Origin of the sequence: Providencia sp. PROV129 (genome assembly GCF_028482245.1) — a bacterium.
GTDB classification, from domain to species: Bacteria; Pseudomonadota; Gammaproteobacteria; order Enterobacterales; family Enterobacteriaceae; genus Providencia; species Providencia vermicola.
This window is the reverse complement of record NZ_JAMPQD010000005.1, coordinates 79,246-98,827: the sequence shown is the minus strand read 5'-3', so window position 1 is coordinate 98,827 and position 19,582 is coordinate 79,246. Positions and strand designations below refer to the sequence as shown.

23 protein-coding genes and 1 pseudogene are annotated in these 19,582 nt (G+C 43.2%); 6 read left to right on the top strand and 18 right to left on the bottom strand.

What is annotated here, in order from left to right:
* Positions 1 to 110: 110 nt before the first annotated feature.
* From flgG to flgB, 6 genes are read right to left on the bottom strand one after another with little or no spacing between them, the layout of a single operon-like run.
* A complete protein-coding gene (gene flgG, locus PSF27_RS02040; RefSeq protein ID WP_272680779.1) occupies positions 111 to 893 on the bottom strand; it encodes a flagellar basal-body rod protein FlgG in 783 nt (260 codons plus the stop codon).
* 18 nt (positions 894 to 911) lie between these two features.
* Positions 912 to 1,667 carry a flagellar basal body rod protein FlgF gene (locus PSF27_RS02035; protein ID WP_206083849.1) on the bottom strand — a complete coding sequence of 252 codons (756 nt, stop codon included), beginning with the start codon at positions 1,665 to 1,667 and terminating at the stop codon, positions 912 to 914.
* Positions 1,668 to 1,682: 15 nt separating this feature from the next.
* Positions 1,683 to 2,903, bottom strand: a complete 1,221-nt coding sequence (gene flgE / locus PSF27_RS02030; RefSeq protein ID WP_206083848.1) for a flagellar hook protein FlgE — start codon at positions 2,901 to 2,903, stop codon at positions 1,683 to 1,685.
* Between the two features lie 29 nt (positions 2,904 to 2,932).
* On the bottom strand, positions 2,933 to 3,784 hold the full coding sequence (locus PSF27_RS02025) for a flagellar hook assembly protein FlgD (RefSeq protein ID WP_206083847.1): 852 nt from the start codon (positions 3,782 to 3,784) through the stop codon (positions 2,933 to 2,935).
* A gap of 12 nt (positions 3,785 to 3,796) precedes the next feature.
* On the bottom strand, positions 3,797 to 4,201 hold the full coding sequence (gene flgC / locus PSF27_RS02020; protein ID WP_047755990.1) for a flagellar basal body rod protein FlgC: 405 nt from the start codon (positions 4,199 to 4,201) through the stop codon (positions 3,797 to 3,799).
* Between the two features lie 5 nt (positions 4,202 to 4,206).
* On the bottom strand, positions 4,207 to 4,620 hold the full coding sequence (gene flgB, locus PSF27_RS02015) for a flagellar basal body rod protein FlgB (protein ID WP_206083846.1): 414 nt from the start codon (positions 4,618 to 4,620) through the stop codon (positions 4,207 to 4,209).
* Between the two features lie 246 nt (positions 4,621 to 4,866).
* Here flgB and flgA point away from each other — a divergent pair, with 246 nt between their 5' ends.
* The 3 genes from flgA to PSF27_RS02000 all read left to right on the top strand — a co-directional run bounded on the left by flgA (position 4,867) and on the right by PSF27_RS02000 (position 6,601).
* The gene (flgA, locus tag PSF27_RS02010; RefSeq protein ID WP_206083845.1) at positions 4,867 to 5,535 is read left to right on the top strand and encodes a flagellar basal body P-ring formation chaperone FlgA; all 669 of its coding nucleotides are present in this window, start codon (positions 4,867 to 4,869) and stop codon (positions 5,533 to 5,535) included.
* Positions 5,536 to 5,848: 313 nt separating this feature from the next.
* Complete coding sequence (gene flgM, locus PSF27_RS02005; RefSeq protein WP_206083844.1) at positions 5,849 to 6,151, top strand: flagellar biosynthesis anti-sigma factor FlgM; 303 nt, start codon at positions 5,849 to 5,851, stop codon at positions 6,149 to 6,151.
* A gap of 9 nt (positions 6,152 to 6,160) precedes the next feature.
* Positions 6,161 to 6,601 (top strand): flagella synthesis protein FlgN, encoded by a 441-nt coding sequence (locus tag PSF27_RS02000; protein WP_206083843.1) that lies wholly within the window; start codon positions 6,161 to 6,163, stop codon positions 6,599 to 6,601.
* 72 nt (positions 6,602 to 6,673) lie between these two features.
* Here PSF27_RS02000 and PSF27_RS01995 read toward each other — a convergent pair whose 3' ends face one another.
* From PSF27_RS01995 to flhB, 4 genes are all read right to left on the bottom strand, one after another.
* A complete protein-coding gene (locus PSF27_RS01995; protein WP_272680778.1) occupies positions 6,674 to 6,856 on the bottom strand; it encodes a hypothetical protein in 183 nt (60 codons plus the stop codon).
* Between the two features lie 144 nt (positions 6,857 to 7,000).
* Positions 7,001 to 7,168 (bottom strand): type II toxin-antitoxin system RelE/ParE family toxin, encoded by a 168-nt coding sequence (locus PSF27_RS01990; RefSeq protein ID WP_442958937.1) that lies wholly within the window; start codon positions 7,166 to 7,168, stop codon positions 7,001 to 7,003.
* A gap of 249 nt (positions 7,169 to 7,417) precedes the next feature.
* Positions 7,418 to 9,517, bottom strand: coding sequence for a flagellar biosynthesis protein FlhA (gene flhA / locus PSF27_RS01985; RefSeq protein WP_206083842.1), 2,100 nt, complete (start codon positions 9,515 to 9,517; stop codon positions 7,418 to 7,420).
* The gene (gene flhB / locus PSF27_RS01980) at positions 9,510 to 10,661 is read right to left on the bottom strand and encodes a flagellar biosynthesis protein FlhB (protein WP_206083841.1); all 1,152 of its coding nucleotides are present in this window, start codon (positions 10,659 to 10,661) and stop codon (positions 9,510 to 9,512) included. Before flhB ends, flhA begins: the two co-directional genes overlap by 8 nt.
* Before the next feature lie 359 nt (positions 10,662 to 11,020).
* On the opposite strand from flhB, the pseudogene PSF27_RS21190 reads away from it, so the two are divergent.
* The 3 genes and pseudogenes from PSF27_RS21190 to PSF27_RS01965 form a co-directional block, all read left to right on the top strand.
* Positions 11,021 to 11,167, top strand: a pseudogene (locus tag PSF27_RS21190) (type II toxin-antitoxin system CcdA family antitoxin); the annotation flags it as partial.
* Entirely contained in the window at positions 11,167 to 11,394 is a 228-nt protein-coding gene (locus PSF27_RS01970; RefSeq protein WP_272680777.1) for a CcdB family protein, read from the top strand. The pseudogene PSF27_RS21190 and the gene PSF27_RS01970, both read left to right, overlap by 1 nt.
* A 95-nt stretch (positions 11,395 to 11,489) precedes the next feature.
* Complete coding sequence (locus PSF27_RS01965; protein ID WP_272680776.1) at positions 11,490 to 12,047, top strand: hypothetical protein; 558 nt, start codon at positions 11,490 to 11,492, stop codon at positions 12,045 to 12,047.
* 7 nt (positions 12,048 to 12,054) lie between these two features.
* On the opposite strand, the gene PSF27_RS01960 is transcribed toward PSF27_RS01965, so the two are convergent.
* From PSF27_RS01960 to cheW, 8 genes are all read right to left on the bottom strand, one after another.
* Entirely contained in the window at positions 12,055 to 12,354 is a 300-nt protein-coding gene (locus PSF27_RS01960) for a helix-turn-helix transcriptional regulator (RefSeq protein WP_272573711.1), read from the bottom strand.
* 113 nt (positions 12,355 to 12,467) lie between these two features.
* Positions 12,468 to 13,106 carry a protein phosphatase CheZ gene (locus PSF27_RS01955; RefSeq protein WP_047756177.1) on the bottom strand — a complete coding sequence of 213 codons (639 nt, stop codon included), beginning with the start codon at positions 13,104 to 13,106 and terminating at the stop codon, positions 12,468 to 12,470.
* 24 nt (positions 13,107 to 13,130) lie between these two features.
* Entirely contained in the window at positions 13,131 to 13,523 is a 393-nt protein-coding gene (gene cheY, locus PSF27_RS01950; protein ID WP_206083837.1) for a chemotaxis response regulator CheY, read from the bottom strand.
* A 39-nt stretch (positions 13,524 to 13,562) separates the two neighbouring features.
* The gene (locus tag PSF27_RS01945) at positions 13,563 to 14,630 is read right to left on the bottom strand and encodes a protein-glutamate methylesterase/protein-glutamine glutaminase (RefSeq protein WP_206083836.1); all 1,068 of its coding nucleotides are present in this window, start codon (positions 14,628 to 14,630) and stop codon (positions 13,563 to 13,565) included.
* On the bottom strand, positions 14,630 to 15,466 hold the full coding sequence (locus PSF27_RS01940) for a CheR family methyltransferase (protein WP_206083835.1): 837 nt from the start codon (positions 15,464 to 15,466) through the stop codon (positions 14,630 to 14,632). Before PSF27_RS01940 ends, PSF27_RS01945 begins: the two co-directional genes overlap by 1 nt.
* A gap of 128 nt (positions 15,467 to 15,594) precedes the next feature.
* Positions 15,595 to 17,163, bottom strand: coding sequence for a methyl-accepting chemotaxis protein (locus PSF27_RS01935; RefSeq protein ID WP_206083834.1), 1,569 nt, complete (start codon positions 17,161 to 17,163; stop codon positions 15,595 to 15,597).
* A gap of 116 nt (positions 17,164 to 17,279) precedes the next feature.
* Positions 17,280 to 18,965, bottom strand: coding sequence for a methyl-accepting chemotaxis protein (locus PSF27_RS01930; RefSeq protein WP_206083833.1), 1,686 nt, complete (start codon positions 18,963 to 18,965; stop codon positions 17,280 to 17,282).
* 103 nt (positions 18,966 to 19,068) lie between these two features.
* Positions 19,069 to 19,566: a chemotaxis protein CheW gene (gene cheW, locus PSF27_RS01925; protein ID WP_004909833.1), complete on the bottom strand. Its 498-nt coding sequence runs from the start codon at positions 19,564 to 19,566 to the stop codon at positions 19,069 to 19,071.
* Positions 19,567 to 19,582: the final 16 nt, after the last annotated feature.

Here is a 19,582-nt window from a genome sequence, read left to right as displayed (position 1 = left end):
GCCGCTTTCAATCATTATGCTACTCTTTTGCTGCTGTGTACGTTGTTCATCCCAAAGAGATGTCTTTCATAGGGCTCACAGGAACCCCATGAGCGCCTATACAAAACCAATTACAGTTGCGTTAAACGCTGAAGCATTTGGTCTGATGCAGAAACCGCCTTACTGTTAATCTCGTAAGCACGCTGAGTTTGGATCATATTGACCAACTCTTCGGCGACATTCACGTTAGAGGTTTCTAGCATGTTTTGATAAAGCAGACCGGCACCGTTGGTTCCCGGCGCACTTTCATTCGGCGCACCTGAGCTCGCGGTTTCCATATAGAGGTTTTCCCCCATACTTTCCAACCCTGCATCGTTAATGAAGGTTGTCAGCGTAATTTGGCCGATTTGCTGAGGTTGACTATCGCCATAAACGGTGACAGATACCGTACCATCACGCCCAATCGTTAAACTGTTGGCATTATCTGGGATGGTGATCGCAGGAACGATTTGATAGCCGCTGGAGGTGACTAACTGGCCATCTTGGTTAGGCTGTAATGCCCCATCACGGGTATATGCGTCAGTGCCGTCAGGCATTTGCACATGTAAAAAACCTTGGCCTTTAATTGCAATATCTGTGGTGGTACCTGTTTTATTCAATGCACCTTGTGCATGAATACGCATTGTGGCGACAGGGCGTGCCCCTGTCCCCAGTTGTAGCCCTGATGGCAAAGAGGTTTGTTCAGAGCTCATCGCCCCTGGCTGGCGAATATTTTGGTACATTAAATCTTCAAAAACCGCGCGTTGGCGTTTGAAACCATTGGTGCTAACGTTCGCCAAGTTATTGGAAATTACGTCTAAGTTAGTTTGTTGAGCATCAAGCCCAGTTTTTGCAATCCATAATGAACGGATCATAATTATTCCTTACTGAATTTAGCTGACGGCAAGCAATTGGTTGGCGCGTTGGGCATTTTCATCCGCACTGCGAACCACCTTCATTTGCATTTCAAAATGCCTTGCATTGGCTATCATCGACACCATCGCTTCGGCTGCATTGACGTTACTTCCCTCAATCACACCAGACGTCACAACCGCACGGTCACTCAGTGGCAATACATTGCCATTCGCGGCTTGCCCCTGAGGGGATAAATGGAATAGCCCATCTTCCCCGCGAATTAAGTCTTGCGGCTGCGCTTCAACCACTTTCAAACGGCCGATTTGCCCCAACATAGTTGGCGGATCCGTCGCCAGCAATGCGGTGATGGTGCCATCCATGCCAATAGTGATTTCTGCATTTTGCGGGACGTTAATTGGCCCGCCATCGCCTTGCAGACGGCGTTCACCAATCACTAACTCACCTTCGCCCGAAATTTGGATATTCCCATTTCGGGTATACGCTTCTGTGCCATCGGCTAATTCAACCGCCAAAAAATGCTTATCGTTTAACGCAACATCTGTTGGCTTACCTGTGTAGTTCAGCGGCCCTTGGCTCATATCCGCGCCAGGGGTTGAAGAAACCACCAAGGTTCTGGTTTGCGCGCTATCCCCATTCACGGGCACTGCGCGCATGGCAGAGAGCTGCGCTTTAAACCCTGCGGTAGACACATTAGCAATGTTGTTGGAAACCACCGCTTGGTTCTCAAGCGCATGACGCGCTCCCCCCATTGCGGTATAAATGACGTGATCCATGGCCACCCTCTAGGCTTATCGTAAGTTAACCAAAGTTTGTAACATTTGGTCTTGCGTCTTGATGGTTTGCGCGTTTGATTGGTAATTGCGCTGCATCACAATCATGCTAATAAGCTCTTGGCTCATATCCACGTTGGAAGATTCCAATGCACCGCTGGTTAATTTACCGAACTGCCCTACACCAGGTACGCCATCCATCGGGTTGCCCGATGCGTTTGAAGATGCCCATACGTTGCCACCTTGGGAAACGAGACCATTCGGGTTCGCAAACGCAGAAAGCGCCACTTGCCCAACCACACGTTTCTGTTGGTTTGAGTAGTTCGCAACGATTAAGCCGTTATCTTCAATTTTGAAACTGGTGTATTCACCCGCAGGGAAACCATCAACATCAATGGCACTGACGGAGGACTCGCTCACTTTTTGTTGGCGGGTTTTCGATAAATCAACGTTTAAAACGCCGTCATCCGCACCGTTTAAGCCGTTATAGTTGAAAGGAAATGTCGCTTTATCCGCATCTTTTAGCTTGCCGTTACCATCAAACTCTAATTTGCCAAGTTCTTTTGCAGACTTATCACTTGCATCTTTTGCGTAAGCTGTCCATTCGTTGTCCGCATTTTTAACAAAGTACACGGAGATTTCATGGGTATTACCTTGGCTGTCATACGCCGTCATTGTGGTGCTGAAGTTATAGGTTGATGAATCATCAGGCTTATCAACATCAAAGGCTTTATCTTTGATTTTGTCTTCTGAGTTCAAGTTAATGGTTAACTTGGCAAGTTCCGATTTTTTCGCATCCATCATGTCCGTTGGGATGTTTAATCCTTCAGGCACACCACCGCTTTGAATGGTGACATTGCCTTTTTCATCGACACTGGCTGGGTAACCTGTCACCACCATGCCTTGGTTATTGACTAAATTACCGCTTTTATCACGCAAAAATTGGCCATCACGGCTGTAGTAAGTATCACCATTTTTATCTTGAACGCGAAAAAAGCCACTACCTGAAATCGCCACGTCAGTTGGTCTATCTGTACGTGTAATTGGGCCGTCTTTAAAGTTTTGCGTAACTGCAGCAACGTTAACACCAAGGCCAACACCCGAACCTGCGAACATATCCGCAAATGATGTCGTTGCACCTTTAAAGCCGTTAGTTGCGGAGTTGGCAATATTATTACCAATTGAATCGAGCCCCGCTGACGCTGCATTTAAGCCACTGACTGCTTGTGAAAAAGACATATTTTCTCCATGAGTATTGGGGGTAAAAATTAAGAAGAAGGGTAAACTTTGAAAATGCTACTAAGAGGCACACTTTGCCCGATGCCAACATCTAATAATGGCGCGTCAGATCCTGGTGTGACACCGTTGACGCGGGTATAGCCCAGTTTCGTGACCTCAACTTCAGCCCCGTTTCTGATAGCTCTCACATCAAAGTAATATTTCCCTTTCGTATCGGTGACTAAATTGCCGTTGTTGTCCAAACCATCCCATGCCATGTCATAAATGTCGGGCTTAACTTCAGAGTCATAGGTGATGGTTCGCACAACCATTTTGTTTTTGTCGCGAATAGTGATTTCAACGCTATCGGCCAATTTCGGTAAAAAGAAACCAAATGGCGATGAAATAAATTCAGATTTTGGCTCTTCGCCGTCCTCTTCAGAGGTGTTTTGATTGCTCAACGCTGCGGTAGATGGGCTGTTTGGACTAATTCCTTCATCGGGTAACGGGTTCGATGGTTTCGTCACCGTGCTATTTTCGCCTGAACTCTCTTTTTTAAGCGGAGCTAAAACAATTTCATTACGCGGAATAAGTACGCCTTTGCCCACCAGAGCGGTAGCTTGTAGTGATTGCCCTGAGCCGATTTGTTGGGAAATACCACTCACGTTATCGCTGAGTTTATTCATACTTTCCAGCGTGGCAATTTGCGCCAATTGGCTGGTTAAATCGGTATTTTCCATCGGGTTCGTTGGGTCTTGGTTTTGCATTTGCGTCACAATCATTTTCAAAAAAGTGTCACGCATATCATCACTTTGACTTTTCTTAGGCACATTACTTGCCGCAGGTTCTGGCCCTGCGGTAGTGTTGTCCAAAGAATCGTACATCGTGGCTGCAATCCCCATGTCATACCTCCGTTACTGGCCAATAGTCAGTGTTTTTTGCAGCAAGGTTTTTGCTGTATTCATCACTTCTAAGTTGGCTTGGTAGCTACGAGAGGCCGAAATGGTGTTGATCATTTCCCCCACCATATCTACGTTAGGCATTTGCACATACCCTTTCTCATCCGCTAAAGGGTGACCAGGTTTGTATTCCATACGTGGTGGTGCTGGGTCTTCAATCAGTTCACTGACTTTTACGCCACCCACTTCGTGGCGGCCTTGTGGTGCCATCTGGAAAACCACTTGTTTAGCGCGATACGGCTGCCCATCAGGCCCCGCAATACTTTCTGCGTTAGCCATGTTGCTTGCACTGACGTTTAAGCGCTGAGACTGGGCAGTTAATGCAGAAGCTGAAATGTCAAAAATACTCAGTAAGGCCATAATGATTACCCTTGCTGTAAAACAGCCAACATGCTTTTAACGCGGCTATTAATAAATGTAAGATCAGCCTGATATTTCAGGGTGTTATCGGCGAATTGACTGCGTTCAATATCCATATCGACGGTATTACCATCCATTGAGGTTTGGTAAGGGACGCGGTATTTCAAATCCATATTTGGTGCCTTAATGCCTCGGCCTTCAATATGACCTTTGGCTGTCACCGCCAGTGCAACCCCCTTGCCATTCACAGCGCCTTTATCCATCGCTTGTTGGAGTTGACGATTAAAATCAATATCCCGCGCCTGATAACCCGGTGTGTCCGCATTAGCAATATTGGAAGCCAAAACAGTTTGCCTAGCTTCACGTATTGACAACGCCTGCTGCTGGAAGGCAAACGTGGCATTTAACTTATCAATCATGATGATCCTTAATGGATGTATAGCGATGTTGACTACGAACGCTCGTTATATTCGCCCCCTCAATTAGGCAAAACCCATCAAGAGAGTACGAAAGTTAAAATTCGACGTGCATATCTTAGCGGTCTACGAAAAAATCTAATGGCGGGATAAAGGCAAAATAATTGACCTATTTGGCTCATTCATTATGAAAGAGGTGGGTAAACTGCAAGCGTGAAAAAGTGTGTTGATAAAGGAGCGAGTAACCCGATGGCTAATCTTAAGAAATTGACCTATTGCATAATAATCAGTGGATTAAGCTTAACTCCAACGCTATCTCAAGCCTCTCTTCCACAAGATATCAATCACTATTTTCGTCAAGTGCATGGCAAAAACAACCACGTTTCCATTGAGATAAAAACACCGATTGAAAAATGGCCAAACTGTGATAAACCGCAGATCAGCCCGCCTATTGGTGGACGCAACATGGGAAATGTGTCGATACCTGTGCAATGTGGGAAGAAAAAACAGTTTTTGCAGCTCACAGTTAATGTGACGGGACAATATTATGTTGCAACTCGTAATTTAAGCCGCGGTGAAACGATTGAATTTGTTGATATCGGAACCAAAAAAGGCCTGCTACACAAATTACCAACTGGAGCCAGTACGGACAAAATGGCGCTGCGGGGCGCAATTGTGCTACGCACAATTACTGCAGGACAAACATTCACCAAATCAATGGTTAGGCAACCTTGGGCGATTAAAGCTGGGCAAACCGTATTTGTATTTGCCAATGGGGATAATTTTTCAGTGAAATATGAGGGACGCGCGATTAATAATGCCACCGCTGGGCAAAATATTCGTGTAAGATTGCTCAATGGTCAAGTGGTCAATGGGTTAGCACAAGAGAATGGCAGTGTTAATATTGCGTTAAAATAAATGCCATCCAGACTGAAGTCCTTTGAAATATGACGAATCTATCTTTGACATGAAATTGCTCAAAATGAATGTTTACCTTAAGGTAAAATGAACGTTTATTCTAAATAGTTCAAGTCGCATCAAGGCAACAAGTGAATGCGTCGCTAGGAGCTTACATAAGTAAGTGACTAGTGCGAATGAGCGCAGTTAACACAGAGGCGACTTGAAATATGACGAATAAAAGCAACATTTTGTAACACTATACAGACTAAAGATCCCCAAAAATACGCCGATAACTGACATATGATAAAAATCGGGAATAGGAAAATACATTATGGCTATTGAGCAAACCCCTGCAATTTCTGCGCTGACTCAAGTAACAAACCGTGATCCGCAAGATGCGGCGGCCCCGATGCGCGATAAAAAAGTTGCTGCTGATGTCACTGTCAAAGAAAGTACTTTTGCACCTAGCGAATTACAAAAAAAATTATTGCAACCGCAAGCCTCTGATATCAACCTCGCAAAAGTTGAAAGAATTAAACAAGCTATTAAAGATGGCACCCTAACGATGGATGCGGAAAAAATTGCAGATGGTATTTTACGCGATGCCCACGAATGCATGTTATCAATGAAATAAATAACCGTTATGACTGATGAATTACTGATATTGCTAGAGCAGCAACTTTCCCATTTACAATCACTACAAATCGTGATGAAGAATGAAGAAATCTTATTAGGTTATCACCGTGTGCCGCCATCACCCTTCCAAGAAACGACTGAGCAAAAACGCTTTCTTGTCGCGGCTATCGGCCACGGTGAAACCCATCGCTTACAGCTTGAGGCACAGGCTGAAATCACCGCTCCCTACGAAAGCGATGCGGCCTTGGCTGGTCTATGGGAAGCGATTAAAGTGTTAACGACTGATCTTAAAGAGCTAAATTATCGTAACCATCAAATGCTGCAATTACACATTGAGCTCAATACCCAGCGCCTGAACTTTGTCAAAAAACACAATAACCAATCTACCTATGGTGCTGATGGCTTAGAATCAAAACGCCCTGTTTTAGGTAAGAAAATTTCGATTTAGCTTGCAGAGCAGTTTATTTAAAATGCATTAATTAAATAATAAACATTCTCTCATCTATCATTGTGAGAAGCCTCAATGCCGCGCCATTAGGCTTAATCTCCCCTCTTTCCCACTTAGACTCTCTTTCGTCATGTTTAAGATAAGTGCAAGGGAAGATTGTGAGATATTATTTTGCTCACGAATGCGCTTAATATCTTCCCCTGTCATTGGTGTAAGATGGGCAAATTGCAGTAACTGATTAATTTTATTATTCATAATTAACCTCCACTAACAGGTTAACTTTTAGCATTTTCATTATTTTTTCATCATCTAATTACAAAAGTACCTTCGCGATAACTTTATAAGATTCAAGTGTATCGTCCTCAATTTCTTTAGTTCCTTTTGCATTTAAACGAGATTTCAGCCAAGCATATACAAAAATAAGTGCCGCCCCTGCTTATAAAAAATAAGCATTCTAACGCCTCCGCTTTTACCTTTTCCTTGTAGTGGCAAACGCTTTTTAATAACGCCACTACCAAGATGGGCTTCATATTGGCCTGCAAACACATCCATTACCGCATTAATCAATTCAAAATCACTAATATTTATCTTTTTTGATACTATGATTAAACATCTTCGTTTTATAGATAGCTATCCATAGCCCCCATAATTTAACTATAGTAAAAATTACTACAGCTCAGTTAAAATAAAAGTAAATCCGAATTCAGGTTAGATTCCCGTATGGGGTATACAAAAAAAGAGCGGCTTGATAAGAATCTCCCCGCTCCTTTTATCTCAATAATATTCGCCATTCATCTTGGCGAATACACGCTCTTATCAACTGCCGCTGATCATTGACGTCATTCTAATTTTACGGTGATCTGTCATTTCTAAATTCGACATCACCACCAATTGTGGCAAGCTGCGGCGCAAAAAGCGCGAAAGAATTACCCGCAACGCATGGTTCACTAACAAGACATTAGGCGCACCCATCGCCTCTTGGTGAGAAACCGCTTGCTCCGCTTGCGTTTGGATAAACTGCGCAAGGTTTGGCTCTAATCCACCGCCATTTTTCGCAGCTTGCAGAAGAATTTGTTCCAGTCCCGCATCTAACCCAATCACTTGAATTTCTTCCGCATTACCAAACCATTGCTGAGTAATCGCACGGCCTAGTGCAATACGAACTTGTGATGTGAGGTAATCAGTGTCTTTTTGCTCACCATTTTCCCCTGCCATTTCCGCTAACGTTTCAATGATGGTGCGCATATCGCGGATCACCACATCTTCCATTAATAAATTTTGCAAAACACGATGCAAAATCGTTAACGAAATCGTGTCTGGGATCAGGTCATCTGCCAGTTTCGGCATCTCTTTTTTCACTCGGTCATACAGCATTTGTGCTTCTTGGCGACCAAATAATGTGCTCGAGTTTTGCAGTAAAATTTGGTTAAAGTGTGTTGCAACCGCCGTACTCGCTGAAACCACGGTATAACCTTGAATTTGCGCTTCTTCGCGTAAGTCGTCATCAATCCAAACTGCAGGTAAACCAAAAGCGGGCTCTCTTGTTGCATCCCCTTGTAACGTCCCCGCGGCATTACCAGGATCAATGGCTAAACTACGCCCTGGTTGCGCTTCGCCGCGTCCTACCTCTGCACCTTTAATTAAAATACGGTACTCACAAGGGGAAAGCGCTAAATTGTCACAAATGTGGACAACTGGCGGTAAGTAACCGACTTCTTGAGCGAATTTTTTACGCAATCCTCGCAGACGGCCTAATAATTCACCTTGCTGGTCGTTATCCACAAGTGGGATCAAACGGTAGCCCACCTCCATTGCCAATAAGTCTTCTAATTGCACATCATCCCACGTGGCTTCTACCACCTTGTTGGCTTCTTGGAAATGTTGTGCTTGGTTATTATCGCCCTTTGCACTTTCTGGTTGTTGTGATTTACGTACTAAATACCAACCTAATCCCGCAAGTGCTGCTGTAAATAATAAGAAGACAAAGTTTGGCATCCCTGGGATCAGGCCTATCAAACCCAAAACACCTGCACTCAACCACATAACACGCGGGTTATTAAACAGTTGGTTGACCATCTGCTCACCGACGTCTTCATCCGTCGCAACACGAGTTACGATAACCCCTGCCGCTGTGGAGATAATCAACGCAGGAATTTGGGCAACAAGACCATCACCGATTGTCAGCAAGGTGTAGGCGCTCGTGGCCTCCCCTAGCGACATATTGTGTTGACCTACACCAACGATTAACCCGCCGACCACGTTGATCACCATAATCATGATCCCCGCGATAGCATCGCCACGTACGAATTTACTGGCACCGTCCATCGAACCGTAAAAATCCGCTTCTTGCGTCACTTCTGCACGACGTTTTTTGGCTTCATCATCATTGATGATCCCTGCATTGAGGTCAGCATCGATAGCCATTTGCTTACCAGGCATTCCGTCTAACACAAAGCGAGCACCCACTTCGGCGATACGCCCCGCTCCTTTGGTGATAACCATAAAGTTAATCAAAACCAGAATGATAAATACCACAATACCAATGGCAAAGTTGCCGCCCACTAAAAAGTGGCCGAATGCCTCAACGACTCGACCTGCAGCGTCAGGCCCTGTATGCCCATCCAACAAAATAATTCGTGTTGATGCGATATTCAACGATAGGCGTAATAGCGTGGCGAATAGTAAGATAGTTGGAAATGCAGCAAAATCAAGGGTTCGTTTAGTGAACATCGCCACCAATAACACCATGATGGAAAGCGCAATATTAAAGGTAAACAGTAAATCCAATAAAAATGCGGGTAATGGCAATACCATCATCGACAAAATCAATAAGATTAGAACTGGACCCGCGAGTATTTGCCACTGCGTTCCTTGTAAGTTTTTCGGCAATTTTAAAAGTGCAGCCAAATTAGCCATCGCGATTGTTATCTCCAGCAAAGTCCAGCGTCGGTGGCACTGGTAAATTTTTCGGTTTTTTCGGTCTGAGCCCACCTTCACGACGCCAGCGGCGCAGTTGGTAAACCCATGCTAAAACTTCTGCAACCGCCGCATATAACGCGACAGGGATGCTTTGCCCTATCTCTGCATGACGATATAACGCCCTTGCAAGCGGCGGTGCTTCTAATTGTAATATTCGGTGTTCTTCACCAATTTCCTTAATGCGCTGCGCTATCACCCCTGCGCCTTTCGCCAACACTTTTGGTGCCCCCATACGTTTATCATCATATTTCAGCGCCACTGCATAATGCGTGGGGTTAGTCACTATCACATCGGCAAGTGGCACATCCGCCATCATGCGATTTCGCGCTATCGCCCGCTGTTGTTGGCGAATTTTCGCTTTAATATGTGGGTCACCCTCTTGCTGCTTAAACTCATCTTTAATTTCTTGGCGGCTCATACGCAATTTCTTCAAATGAGAGCGAAATTGATAAAACACGTCAAATGCCACCATTGGGATCAGCAAAAACACAATCAAATACCCCGCAAAAATCACTTTTTGCAGGGCATTACTCAGTGCGGTAACAGGTGACTCCATCACTAAATGCAGCAATGAAGGCCAGCTTTGCCATAAAAAAATAAATGCCCCCAACCCAACAAACAATGATTTCAAAATTGCCTTGAACAATTCTGATAACGCATTCATTGAAAAAATACGTTTTAGCCCTTTAATTGGGTTGAGCTTTTTTAAATCGAACTTAATCAATTTACTGTTAAACACTAACCCGCCCACTAAAGACGACGCGGAAATCCCGACGAGCGCTAAACCGCCAATAACAGGCAATAATGCAAATAATGCCTCACTGACCACACGCCCTAAATAGCTGATCATTAAGCCTGTGTTTTGCAAATAATGGCCATCAAAAATAAAGCCTTGTCGGGCAATTTGGCGAAGTTGTGCCGCAAGGTGCCCCCCGCTTAACCAGAGCAAACTGATACCCGCCAACATCATCATTAGCGAGCTAAGTTCCTTTGAACGAACGATTTGCCCATCATCTTTGGCTTTTTGCTTTTTATGGGGGGTGGGCTCTTCTGTTTTTTCTACATCACTCTCGTCGGACACCGTGGTTCCAAAATTTAGCGAAAATACGAGTTATCGCTATAGCATGACAGAGTGTAAAAAAATCAATGGTGGAAAATAGACGCAGTTCGAGGGGGTTATTTGCCTATTGAGCAATAAGACAGCAACTTTGCGAAGCGCTTGGCAAATAAAAAACGGGCAATTATATTTTTCTCGCGCTGCTCAAAAATGGCGATAAAATATCCATATTCACACGAAACCGTGACAGCTTACACGGGTGAATACACATGTATAAGGAATTTATCATGAGCAGTCTGGTAACACATAGGGTTAAAAAAACGGTGAGTGTAACCGTTACACCCGAGCTATATGAGCAAGCCAGATAAGCGAAATTAAATTTATCAGCCATCTTATGTAAGGCATTAGCCGAAGAATTAAAAAAAGTGGAAACCATAAAGTGGAAAGAAAAAAACATCGCGGGTTTCAATGAACTCAATAGGATCAGCAAAGAGCATGGACTATTCTCAGACAAATACAGGGAATTTTAATGCAATACCATCTCTATCAAAATAGAGGCGATGCTATTCATTCTCCCTACTTATTTGATATTCAAAGTGATATTATTGATATCCTGAATACTCGATTGGTCATCCCTTTATATGATAGCGATTTATTACATCAGCCCGTGCCTGATAAACTAACCCCATGCCTTTCGGTTCTTGACCATGACTATATTTTAATGACTCACTTAATGGCCGCTGTACCAAAATTATAATTTTTCAAATAAATCAATACGTTAAACAATGAAAGAGAACGTATCAAAAAAGCCATTGCCCTACTCATTGATGGGTTTTAATTAATAAGGTTCTTATGGATACTTGCCACCTAGTCGCCCCCGATATCACACTTGAAGATGCGCCAAAAGAAGCGGCTCGCATGCTAAATTGGCTACAAACACAAGGGATCATCGACCCTAGCTTCCAATCGATTGAATATGATAAGGTAATTTATCGCCCAATGCCTGCTTATAAAGAACCTATTTTATATGTTATTGATGGCAGTATTGTTCCCACCCAACTACCTGAAAACCAATTAAAAAATACCCTATCCATTGTCACAGAACGCACTGTTTTTCATGCAGGCGGCAATGGGATTGGCATTTACTGCCCACAATGCGGCAATGAACAAACAGAACACAGTCATGCATGGGGTGATGCCGTTTCTGATTGGTATGAAGGAAAAAACGAAAGCTTATCCTGCTTTCAATGCAATTTTCATTCACCGCTTTTCGGTTGGCAATTTAACCCTCAATGGGCCTTTGGCAACCTAGGTTTTAGCTTTCATAATTGGGATATTAGCGATGATTTTATTGCCCAATTTGAACATGTACTCGGCAGTAAAATTATTGCTGTCTACCAACATGATTAGCACAATTTTATTTAGCCGTTGGGTTTAACGTAATTTGCATGCCAACAGCTTGCGCATATTTGAGTAACGTACCGAGTTTAGGGTCAAACTGCCCTTTTTCTAAACGGGAAATATTTTGCTTTTGTGTTTGCATTTTTTCAGCAATTTCAACTTGCGTAAAATTATTAGCAAGGCGAGCCATACGCAACTGGCTAATTAACGCTTTGCGCATTTCTAATTCAAGGCAAGCGGTTTCTTGGTCAAGTTCTTCTCGCCTTTCTCCTTTTTCATCATTTATCAAAGTAGAAATCAAATCATTATTTATCATCTGAATACACTCGATCACAGTAAGCTAACTAATTGAAATGGATAATATGAAGCTACGTTAATCGTTATCAACTAATGTAGCTCCATAAAAAGCCGTTAGGTTATCGTAATAACCTAAAAACCAAGTTCATCAAGCAGGTCATCAACTTGCGACTGTGATGCCATCACATTAACGCCTTCTTTATTGATTTGCGGGCCATTGAGTAAACTTTCGTTTTGTGTTTTCGCACGCATTTCAGGTGGCGTATTTTCCATTAACAATGCCAGCAGTTGTTTTTCCGCTTCTTCAACCACTTCCATCATTTTTTTAATGACTTGCCCTGTTAAGTCCTGAAAATCTTGCGCCATCATGATTTCCAGTAATTCAGCCTTGGTGGTTTCGCTGTCTTGGATCACTTGCCCTAAAAAAGCTTCTGTTGACTCACGCAATTGTGTAGGAACCACACCAGTCGCTGTTTCTTGCCATTGCTGTTGCAACGTCTGCGCATTTTTATTCATATCCACTTGCAGTGGTTTGATGACATCAATGCCATTTAAGGTTTTTTCTGCCGCTTGCGCCGTCATTTGCGCGATATAACGCAGTCTGTCTTTCCCATCTGGAATGCTTGCAACAGCCTGTTGGACACTTTTTTCTAACCCCAATTCGCGCATACTTTCACGCAAGGTTCTCATCAGCGTACCAATGCGTGTAATGACTTGTTTTAAATCATCATTACCATTGCGAATACCTTCCATACCCACTTGCTCAGTCATGAAAATCTCCTTTGGCACTCACTATTATTGCAGTCCCATTTTTTCAAATACTTTGTTCAGTTTTTCTTCTAAGATAGCGGCAGTGAACGGTTTAACCACATAACCACTTGCCCCTGCTTGTGCAGCAGCAATGATGTTTTCTTTTTTTGCTTCCGCCGTTACCATCAAAACTGGGATATGCTTAAGTGCATCATCGCCACGAATTGTTTTAAGCAGTTCTAAGCCATCCATATTTGGCATATTCCAGTCTGCAACAACAAAGTCGATGTTACCCGCACGGATTTTTTCTAATGCATCAACACCGTCTTCTGCTTCTTCTATTTTGCTAAACCCGAGCTCTTTTAATAAGTTACGGACGATACGACGCATGGTAGAAAAATCATCAACAACCAGAAAACTAAGATCTTTAGCGGCCATAACCACTCCTTCAAATACAATTGTGAATTTCCGCCGCTGCTACACAGTGACAGAAGAAAGTCTTGCTAAAACACTTGGGGCAATTTTTCGAATATCTTGCACTTCGTCCACTGCATCCATTTCAATCGCAGCTCGTGGCATACCAAATACCACACAGCTACTTTCGTTCTGCGCGTAAGTAATCGCCCCTTGTTTACGTAAATTCAATAACCCTTTGGCGCCATCCATCCCCATACCAGTCAGTAACACACCAATGCATTTTCGTCCGACACATTGAGCTACTGAATCAAATAGCACATCTACTGACGGGCGATGGCGATTAACGGGTTCACTTTGTTGCAAAATCACTTGGAAACCTTTGCCTTTATCTGCAATCAACATGTGAGAATCACCTGGCGCGATATAGGCGTGTCCTTTTTGCAGTAACTCGTTGTTTTCTGCCTCTTTTACCGTTAGTACACACAATTTATTCAGTCTGTCAGCAAATGAGCGGGTAAATCCTGCGGGCATATGCTGCGTGATCACCACAGGTGGGCATTCACGGGGTAGCATTTCTAAAAATTGGCGGATCGCTTCTGTCCCGCCAGTAGATGCGCCAACCGCAATCACACGGCTGTTACACACATATGGGGACAACGCTTTGGCTTGAGCAACTGGCTCAGACATTTTTTTCTCTGGCCGTGCAAACCGACTGCGTTGAGTGATCTTAGACATTGCCGCCGCACGAATTTTTTCACCAATAATGTCACGGTAGCTCATCATGGTTTCGCGAATGCCGATTTGTGGTTTAGTGACAAAATCCACCGCACCAAGCTCTAACGCTTTAAGCGTTACTTCGGAGCCTTTTGATGTCAATGTAGATACCATCACCACTGGCATTGGGTGCAAACGCATTAATTTTTCTAAAAAATCAATACCATCCATACGAGGCATTTCAACATCTAACGTGATCACATCAGGTTCGAGCTGTTTAATTAAATCACGTGCAACGTAAGGATCAGGCGCTGTATCCACCACCTCCATGTCTTCATGGCTATTAATGATTTCACGCATTAATTGACGCATCAGTGCTGAGTCATCCACACATAGCACTTTAATTTTTTTCATTACCCCCTCCTTTCAGCTTGCACGCTGTAGACGGTTTGTCCTTTGATCACAAAGCGTTGTGTTAATTGTGATAAATTTTCTGAATGCCCAATAAATAACAAGCCATCTGGCTTAAGCAGTGGTGCAAAACGCTCAAGCATTTTTATTTGCATTTCTTTATCGAAATAAATCATTACGTTACGGCAAAAAATTGCATCAAAGCGATGTTGGAGCTGCCAGTCATGGTCACTCAAATTTAAGTAACGAAATTCAATCATCTGCCTTAACGCGGGCTTGACTCGTGCATACCCTTCAAATTCCCCCACACCTTTCATAAAGTAACGTTGCCGCTGAAGTGCACTAAGTGATTTCAGCTCTTCGATGCGGTAAACACCTTGTTTCGCTTTTTCAAGTACTTCCGTATCAATGTCACTGGCAATCACTTTGGCATTAACGGCATTTGGCCCCAGTACATCACTTAATGTCATCGCGATAGAATAAGGCTCTTCCCCTGTTGAAGAAGCTGCACACCAGATGGTGATTGGGTTATTTTTACGTGTACGAATAAAATCCGTTAACGTGACAAAATGGTGTGGCTCACGAAAGAATGCGGTTAAATTTGTGGTCAATGCATTGACGAAAGCTTGCCATTCCGCGTTATGTGGCTCGCGCTCAAGCATCCGTAAATAGTCAGAAAAGTTGTCGAGATTACAGTCACGTAACCGCTTTAATAGCCGGTTATAGACCATATTTTTTTTATTCATGGTTAGGACTATGCCTGATTTTTTATGAATAAATCGACAAACCCGACCAAACTCATCATCAGTCAGTGGTTCTATCTGTGGTACAAAAAGCATCGTACTTGTCGTCCTATTCAATAAAAATCCAGAAGCAGCCACCTAATGCGCTGCCTTTAATGGCAAGGGAAATGCACAAAACGATTCATTTCCCTCTGCCGAAAACTCATTGTGAGTTTTCTCAACACTTAATACCGACTACGGTTTACTGCATTTTCAGGGAGCTCAAAAAATGCCACAGTATCCACTAAGTTATTGGCTTGGTCTTCCAGTGCCGCAGTTGCACTGGTCGATTGCTCGACTAATGCAGCGTTTTGCTGTGTGACTAAGTCCATTTGACTCACTGCGGTAGCAACTTGCTCAATCCCACGGCTTTGCTCATTCGATGCAGACGCAATATTTCCCATTAATTCAGTCACTTGATTAACTGCAGCAACCAGTTCACTCATGGTCGCACCTGCTTCATTCACCAGCTGGGAACCTTGACTTACACGCCCCACAGACTCATCAATTAACGTTTTAATCTCTTTTGCCGCTTCAGCACTACGTTGTGCCAATGCCCTAACTTCGCCAGCGACAACGGAGAACCCACGACCTTGCTCACCCGCACGCGCCGCTTCAACCGCTGCATTTAGGGCTAAAATATTGGTTTGAAAAGCAATGCCATCAATCACGCTAATAATTGCGCTAATTTTTTGCGAACTGTTAGAAATTGATGTCATGGTATCGATAACATCTTCGGTAATTTCACCGCCTTTCGTTGCCGTTTTCGATGCGCTGACGGCGAGCTCACTGGCTTGACGCGCGTTATCCGCATTCTGCTTAACGGTCGCTGTTAGCTCTTCCATACTGGCTGCCGTTTCTTCAAGGGATGCAGCTTGCTGTTCAGTACGCGATGATAAGTTATTATTACCTAAAGCAATTTCACGAATACCGGTATACATTTGGTCAGTATTCGAACGCAATGCACTGACGGAAGTGGCTAACGATTCTTGCATTTGTTTGAGTTTGCCAAATACTTCACCGATTTCATCGCCCGTCGTAATTTCAATATTTTGGTTCAGTTTGCCATCAGCCACTAAAGCGAAGTGTTCCCCCATACTTTTCAATGGGTTAATCACTTTACGTTTCATCCAATAATGAGCAAACGCGATCACCAGAATAATAATCACAATCACCGAACAAAATGAGCTCCACGCAAAGGTGTTGTACATGCGTGCAGCAGAAAGAGATTCATCATTTTCAGCATTCAATAATTCAAGATATTCATCAATTACTTGGGTTAATTGATCTTGATTTTCTTGGGCTGGAAGCTCAATGTAAGCTGCGATATCTTTGTTATCTAAGTGTGTTTTTAATGCTTTGAGTGTTGCGACAAAAGCTTGATATTTCGCATCAAGAGCTGCAAGGTTTTCTTTTTCACTCAAAATCGGTTGGTTTTTAAATGTGGTATAATCTTTTTGCGCTTCTTCTAATAGTTTGCCAAAAGTGACTTGTGTTTCTTCAATAAGCTGGTCATGACCACTCACTTTATTCAGCAATGCAATTTGCGTTAAGCTATTACGTGCTTGTATTAAATGTTTATTGGTTTCCTCAAGCATTGCACGCTTATCAGAGCCCAAATCAATACGTTCTAATGCTTTTAACTCACTAACAACAATTCCAACAGAAACCCCGCTCGACACAATCTGCATTCCACAAAATAAAAATAGAAGCAGATATAAACTCACCGAAATTCGGATATTTTTACCAAACATAGATAATCCCCATTTGTGCCAGCTAAGAGAGCTGTTCGCTTAAAACATTGCTTGTTTTCTAATGCACAGAAACGCTGCAAAGCCAAAGCCTTGCAGCGTGAAACCATGCTTAATGTTTAGAAAGTTTCCCAGTTGTCATCATCTTTATGTTCCTTCGATGATAGTTTTTTTAAATCCGGCGTTTTAACGATATTGGATACCGTTCTTGCTGCTGGTTTTGTATTACGTATTTCACTTTGTTTTAACGGTGGTAAACGGAAAATAGAGATAAGCTGCGACAGTTTCGCGACTTGCTCTTCTAACACATTCGCTGCAACCGCTGATTGTTCCACTAACGAGGCATTTTGCTGAGTCACTTTATCCATTTCAGCAACTGCAATGCTGACCTGCGAAATGCCTTTACTTTGCTCATCAGAAGCGGTTGCGATGTGCGTCATGATGTCTGTCACTCGCGTGACCGATTCCACAATTTTCGTCATCGTTTCACCTGCGTCTTCCGCTTGGCGCGCGCCTGTTCCTGTTCTTGAAACAGAGTCCTCAATCAATGTTTTGATTTCTTTCGCGGCATCCGCACTGCGTTGTGCTAAGTTACGCACTTCATCTGCCACGACCGCAAAACCACGGCCATGCTCACCCGCACGTGCTGCTTCAACCGCAGCATTCAGTGCTAAGATATTGGTTTGGAAGGCAATACTGTCAATCACTGCAGTGATATCAGAGATTTTTTGTGAGCTATCAGCAATGTTCAACATGGTACTCACCACATTGGAAACCACTTTTCCACCTTCTTTCGCAATAACAGACGCTTGGTTTGCATACTCGCTAGCTTGATGGGCGTAGTCTGTATTTTGCTTAACCGTTGCGGTTAATTCGCTCATACTGGCGGATGTCTCTTCCAAACACGCCACTTGCTGCTCCGTACGAGAAGAAAGGTCGTTATTACCTGCGGCAATTTCAGTGGTGCCTTGGTAAATAGTTTCACTGCCATCTAATACACCACGAACCGTGTTAATCAGCTCTTGTTGCATGTGCTGAACGCCATTAGCTAATTCGCCAATTTCGTTATTCGAGGCTGTCGTAATGGAAGGCGTTAAATCACCTGATGCGAAGACTTTAATCCGCTCGTTTAATAAACCTAATGGCTCAATAATGCCTTTACGCACATAGCGATAACTAAAGAAACCAATAAAGGCGAGCAGAATCGATAATGTCACCAGCATATATAATGATTGGCGATAATTATTATCTGCATTAACGACTTCGCTTTGGAAATCGGCTGAAATATCGGCGAAATAAGCATTAAATTGCTCTTCGAACTTCATTTGATGGCCCGATGTTCTATGAGCATAGAAACCTTCTAAGTCTCCTTTTTCCGCGAAATCACTGAGCTTAATTAATGCATCACGGTAGGTTTCATAGGTGCTAAAAAGCTGTTCAAACTTGGCTTTATCATACTCTGAACTTTGCATCAGCTTGTTGTAACGAGCATAAGCATCATCCGCAGCTTTAAAGTTACGTTTTGCCGCTTTAATCAGGTCTTCTGTTGTCGCATCATCTTGAATTTTGCGGCCGTCTAATAGGTAGGCGTTGATTGACCGATTTAAATTGGCTCGGGCCTGTAAAAGGTTAACCCAGCTTTCCGTTAATACTTGTCTTTGGCGTTGTAGTGAATTTAAATAACTAATACTGTCGCTGTTATCGCCGAGTTTAGTGAACATCAACCCACTGGATACCAGTTGCAATAAAATAAAGATAAAAATGACGGACAAAAGTCCTGATACGATTTTAATTCGACTGTACATGACGTTTTACTAACATTATTTGTTGTATTTTGGATATCGGTCATCTAACCAAAAACTTTAGTTAATGACTTATTATTATTTGAGCATTTATTTAGGCTGAGAATTACTCAGCCATGCTGTCAATAAGCGCCATTTCGTCACTAGTCAGTAGCTTTTCAATGTCCACTAAAATCAACATGCGGTCATTGAGTGTCCCTAAACCAGTGAGATATTGGGTGGATAACGTCACTGCAAAATCGGGCGGCGGGGCAATTTGCTCTTCATTGAGCACCAACACATCCGAAACGCCATCAACCACAATGCCAACCACTCGGTCTTTTAAATTCACAACAATCACAACGGTGTTATCGTTGTACACCACATTTTCATGAGAGAATTTCACCCGTAAATCAATGATTGGGATAATGACTCCGCGTAAGTTCGTAACCCCCTTGATAAAGTCAGGTGTATTTGCGATGCGAGTGACTTGCTCGTACCCCCGAATTTCCTGCACTTTTAAAATTTCAATGCCGTACTCTTCCTCACCTAAAGTGAAAATAAGGTAACCTTCGCCGTTTTTTTCTTCTTCGTGTTTATTTAAATCATCATCTAACATAGACATGGTATATGGCCTCTAT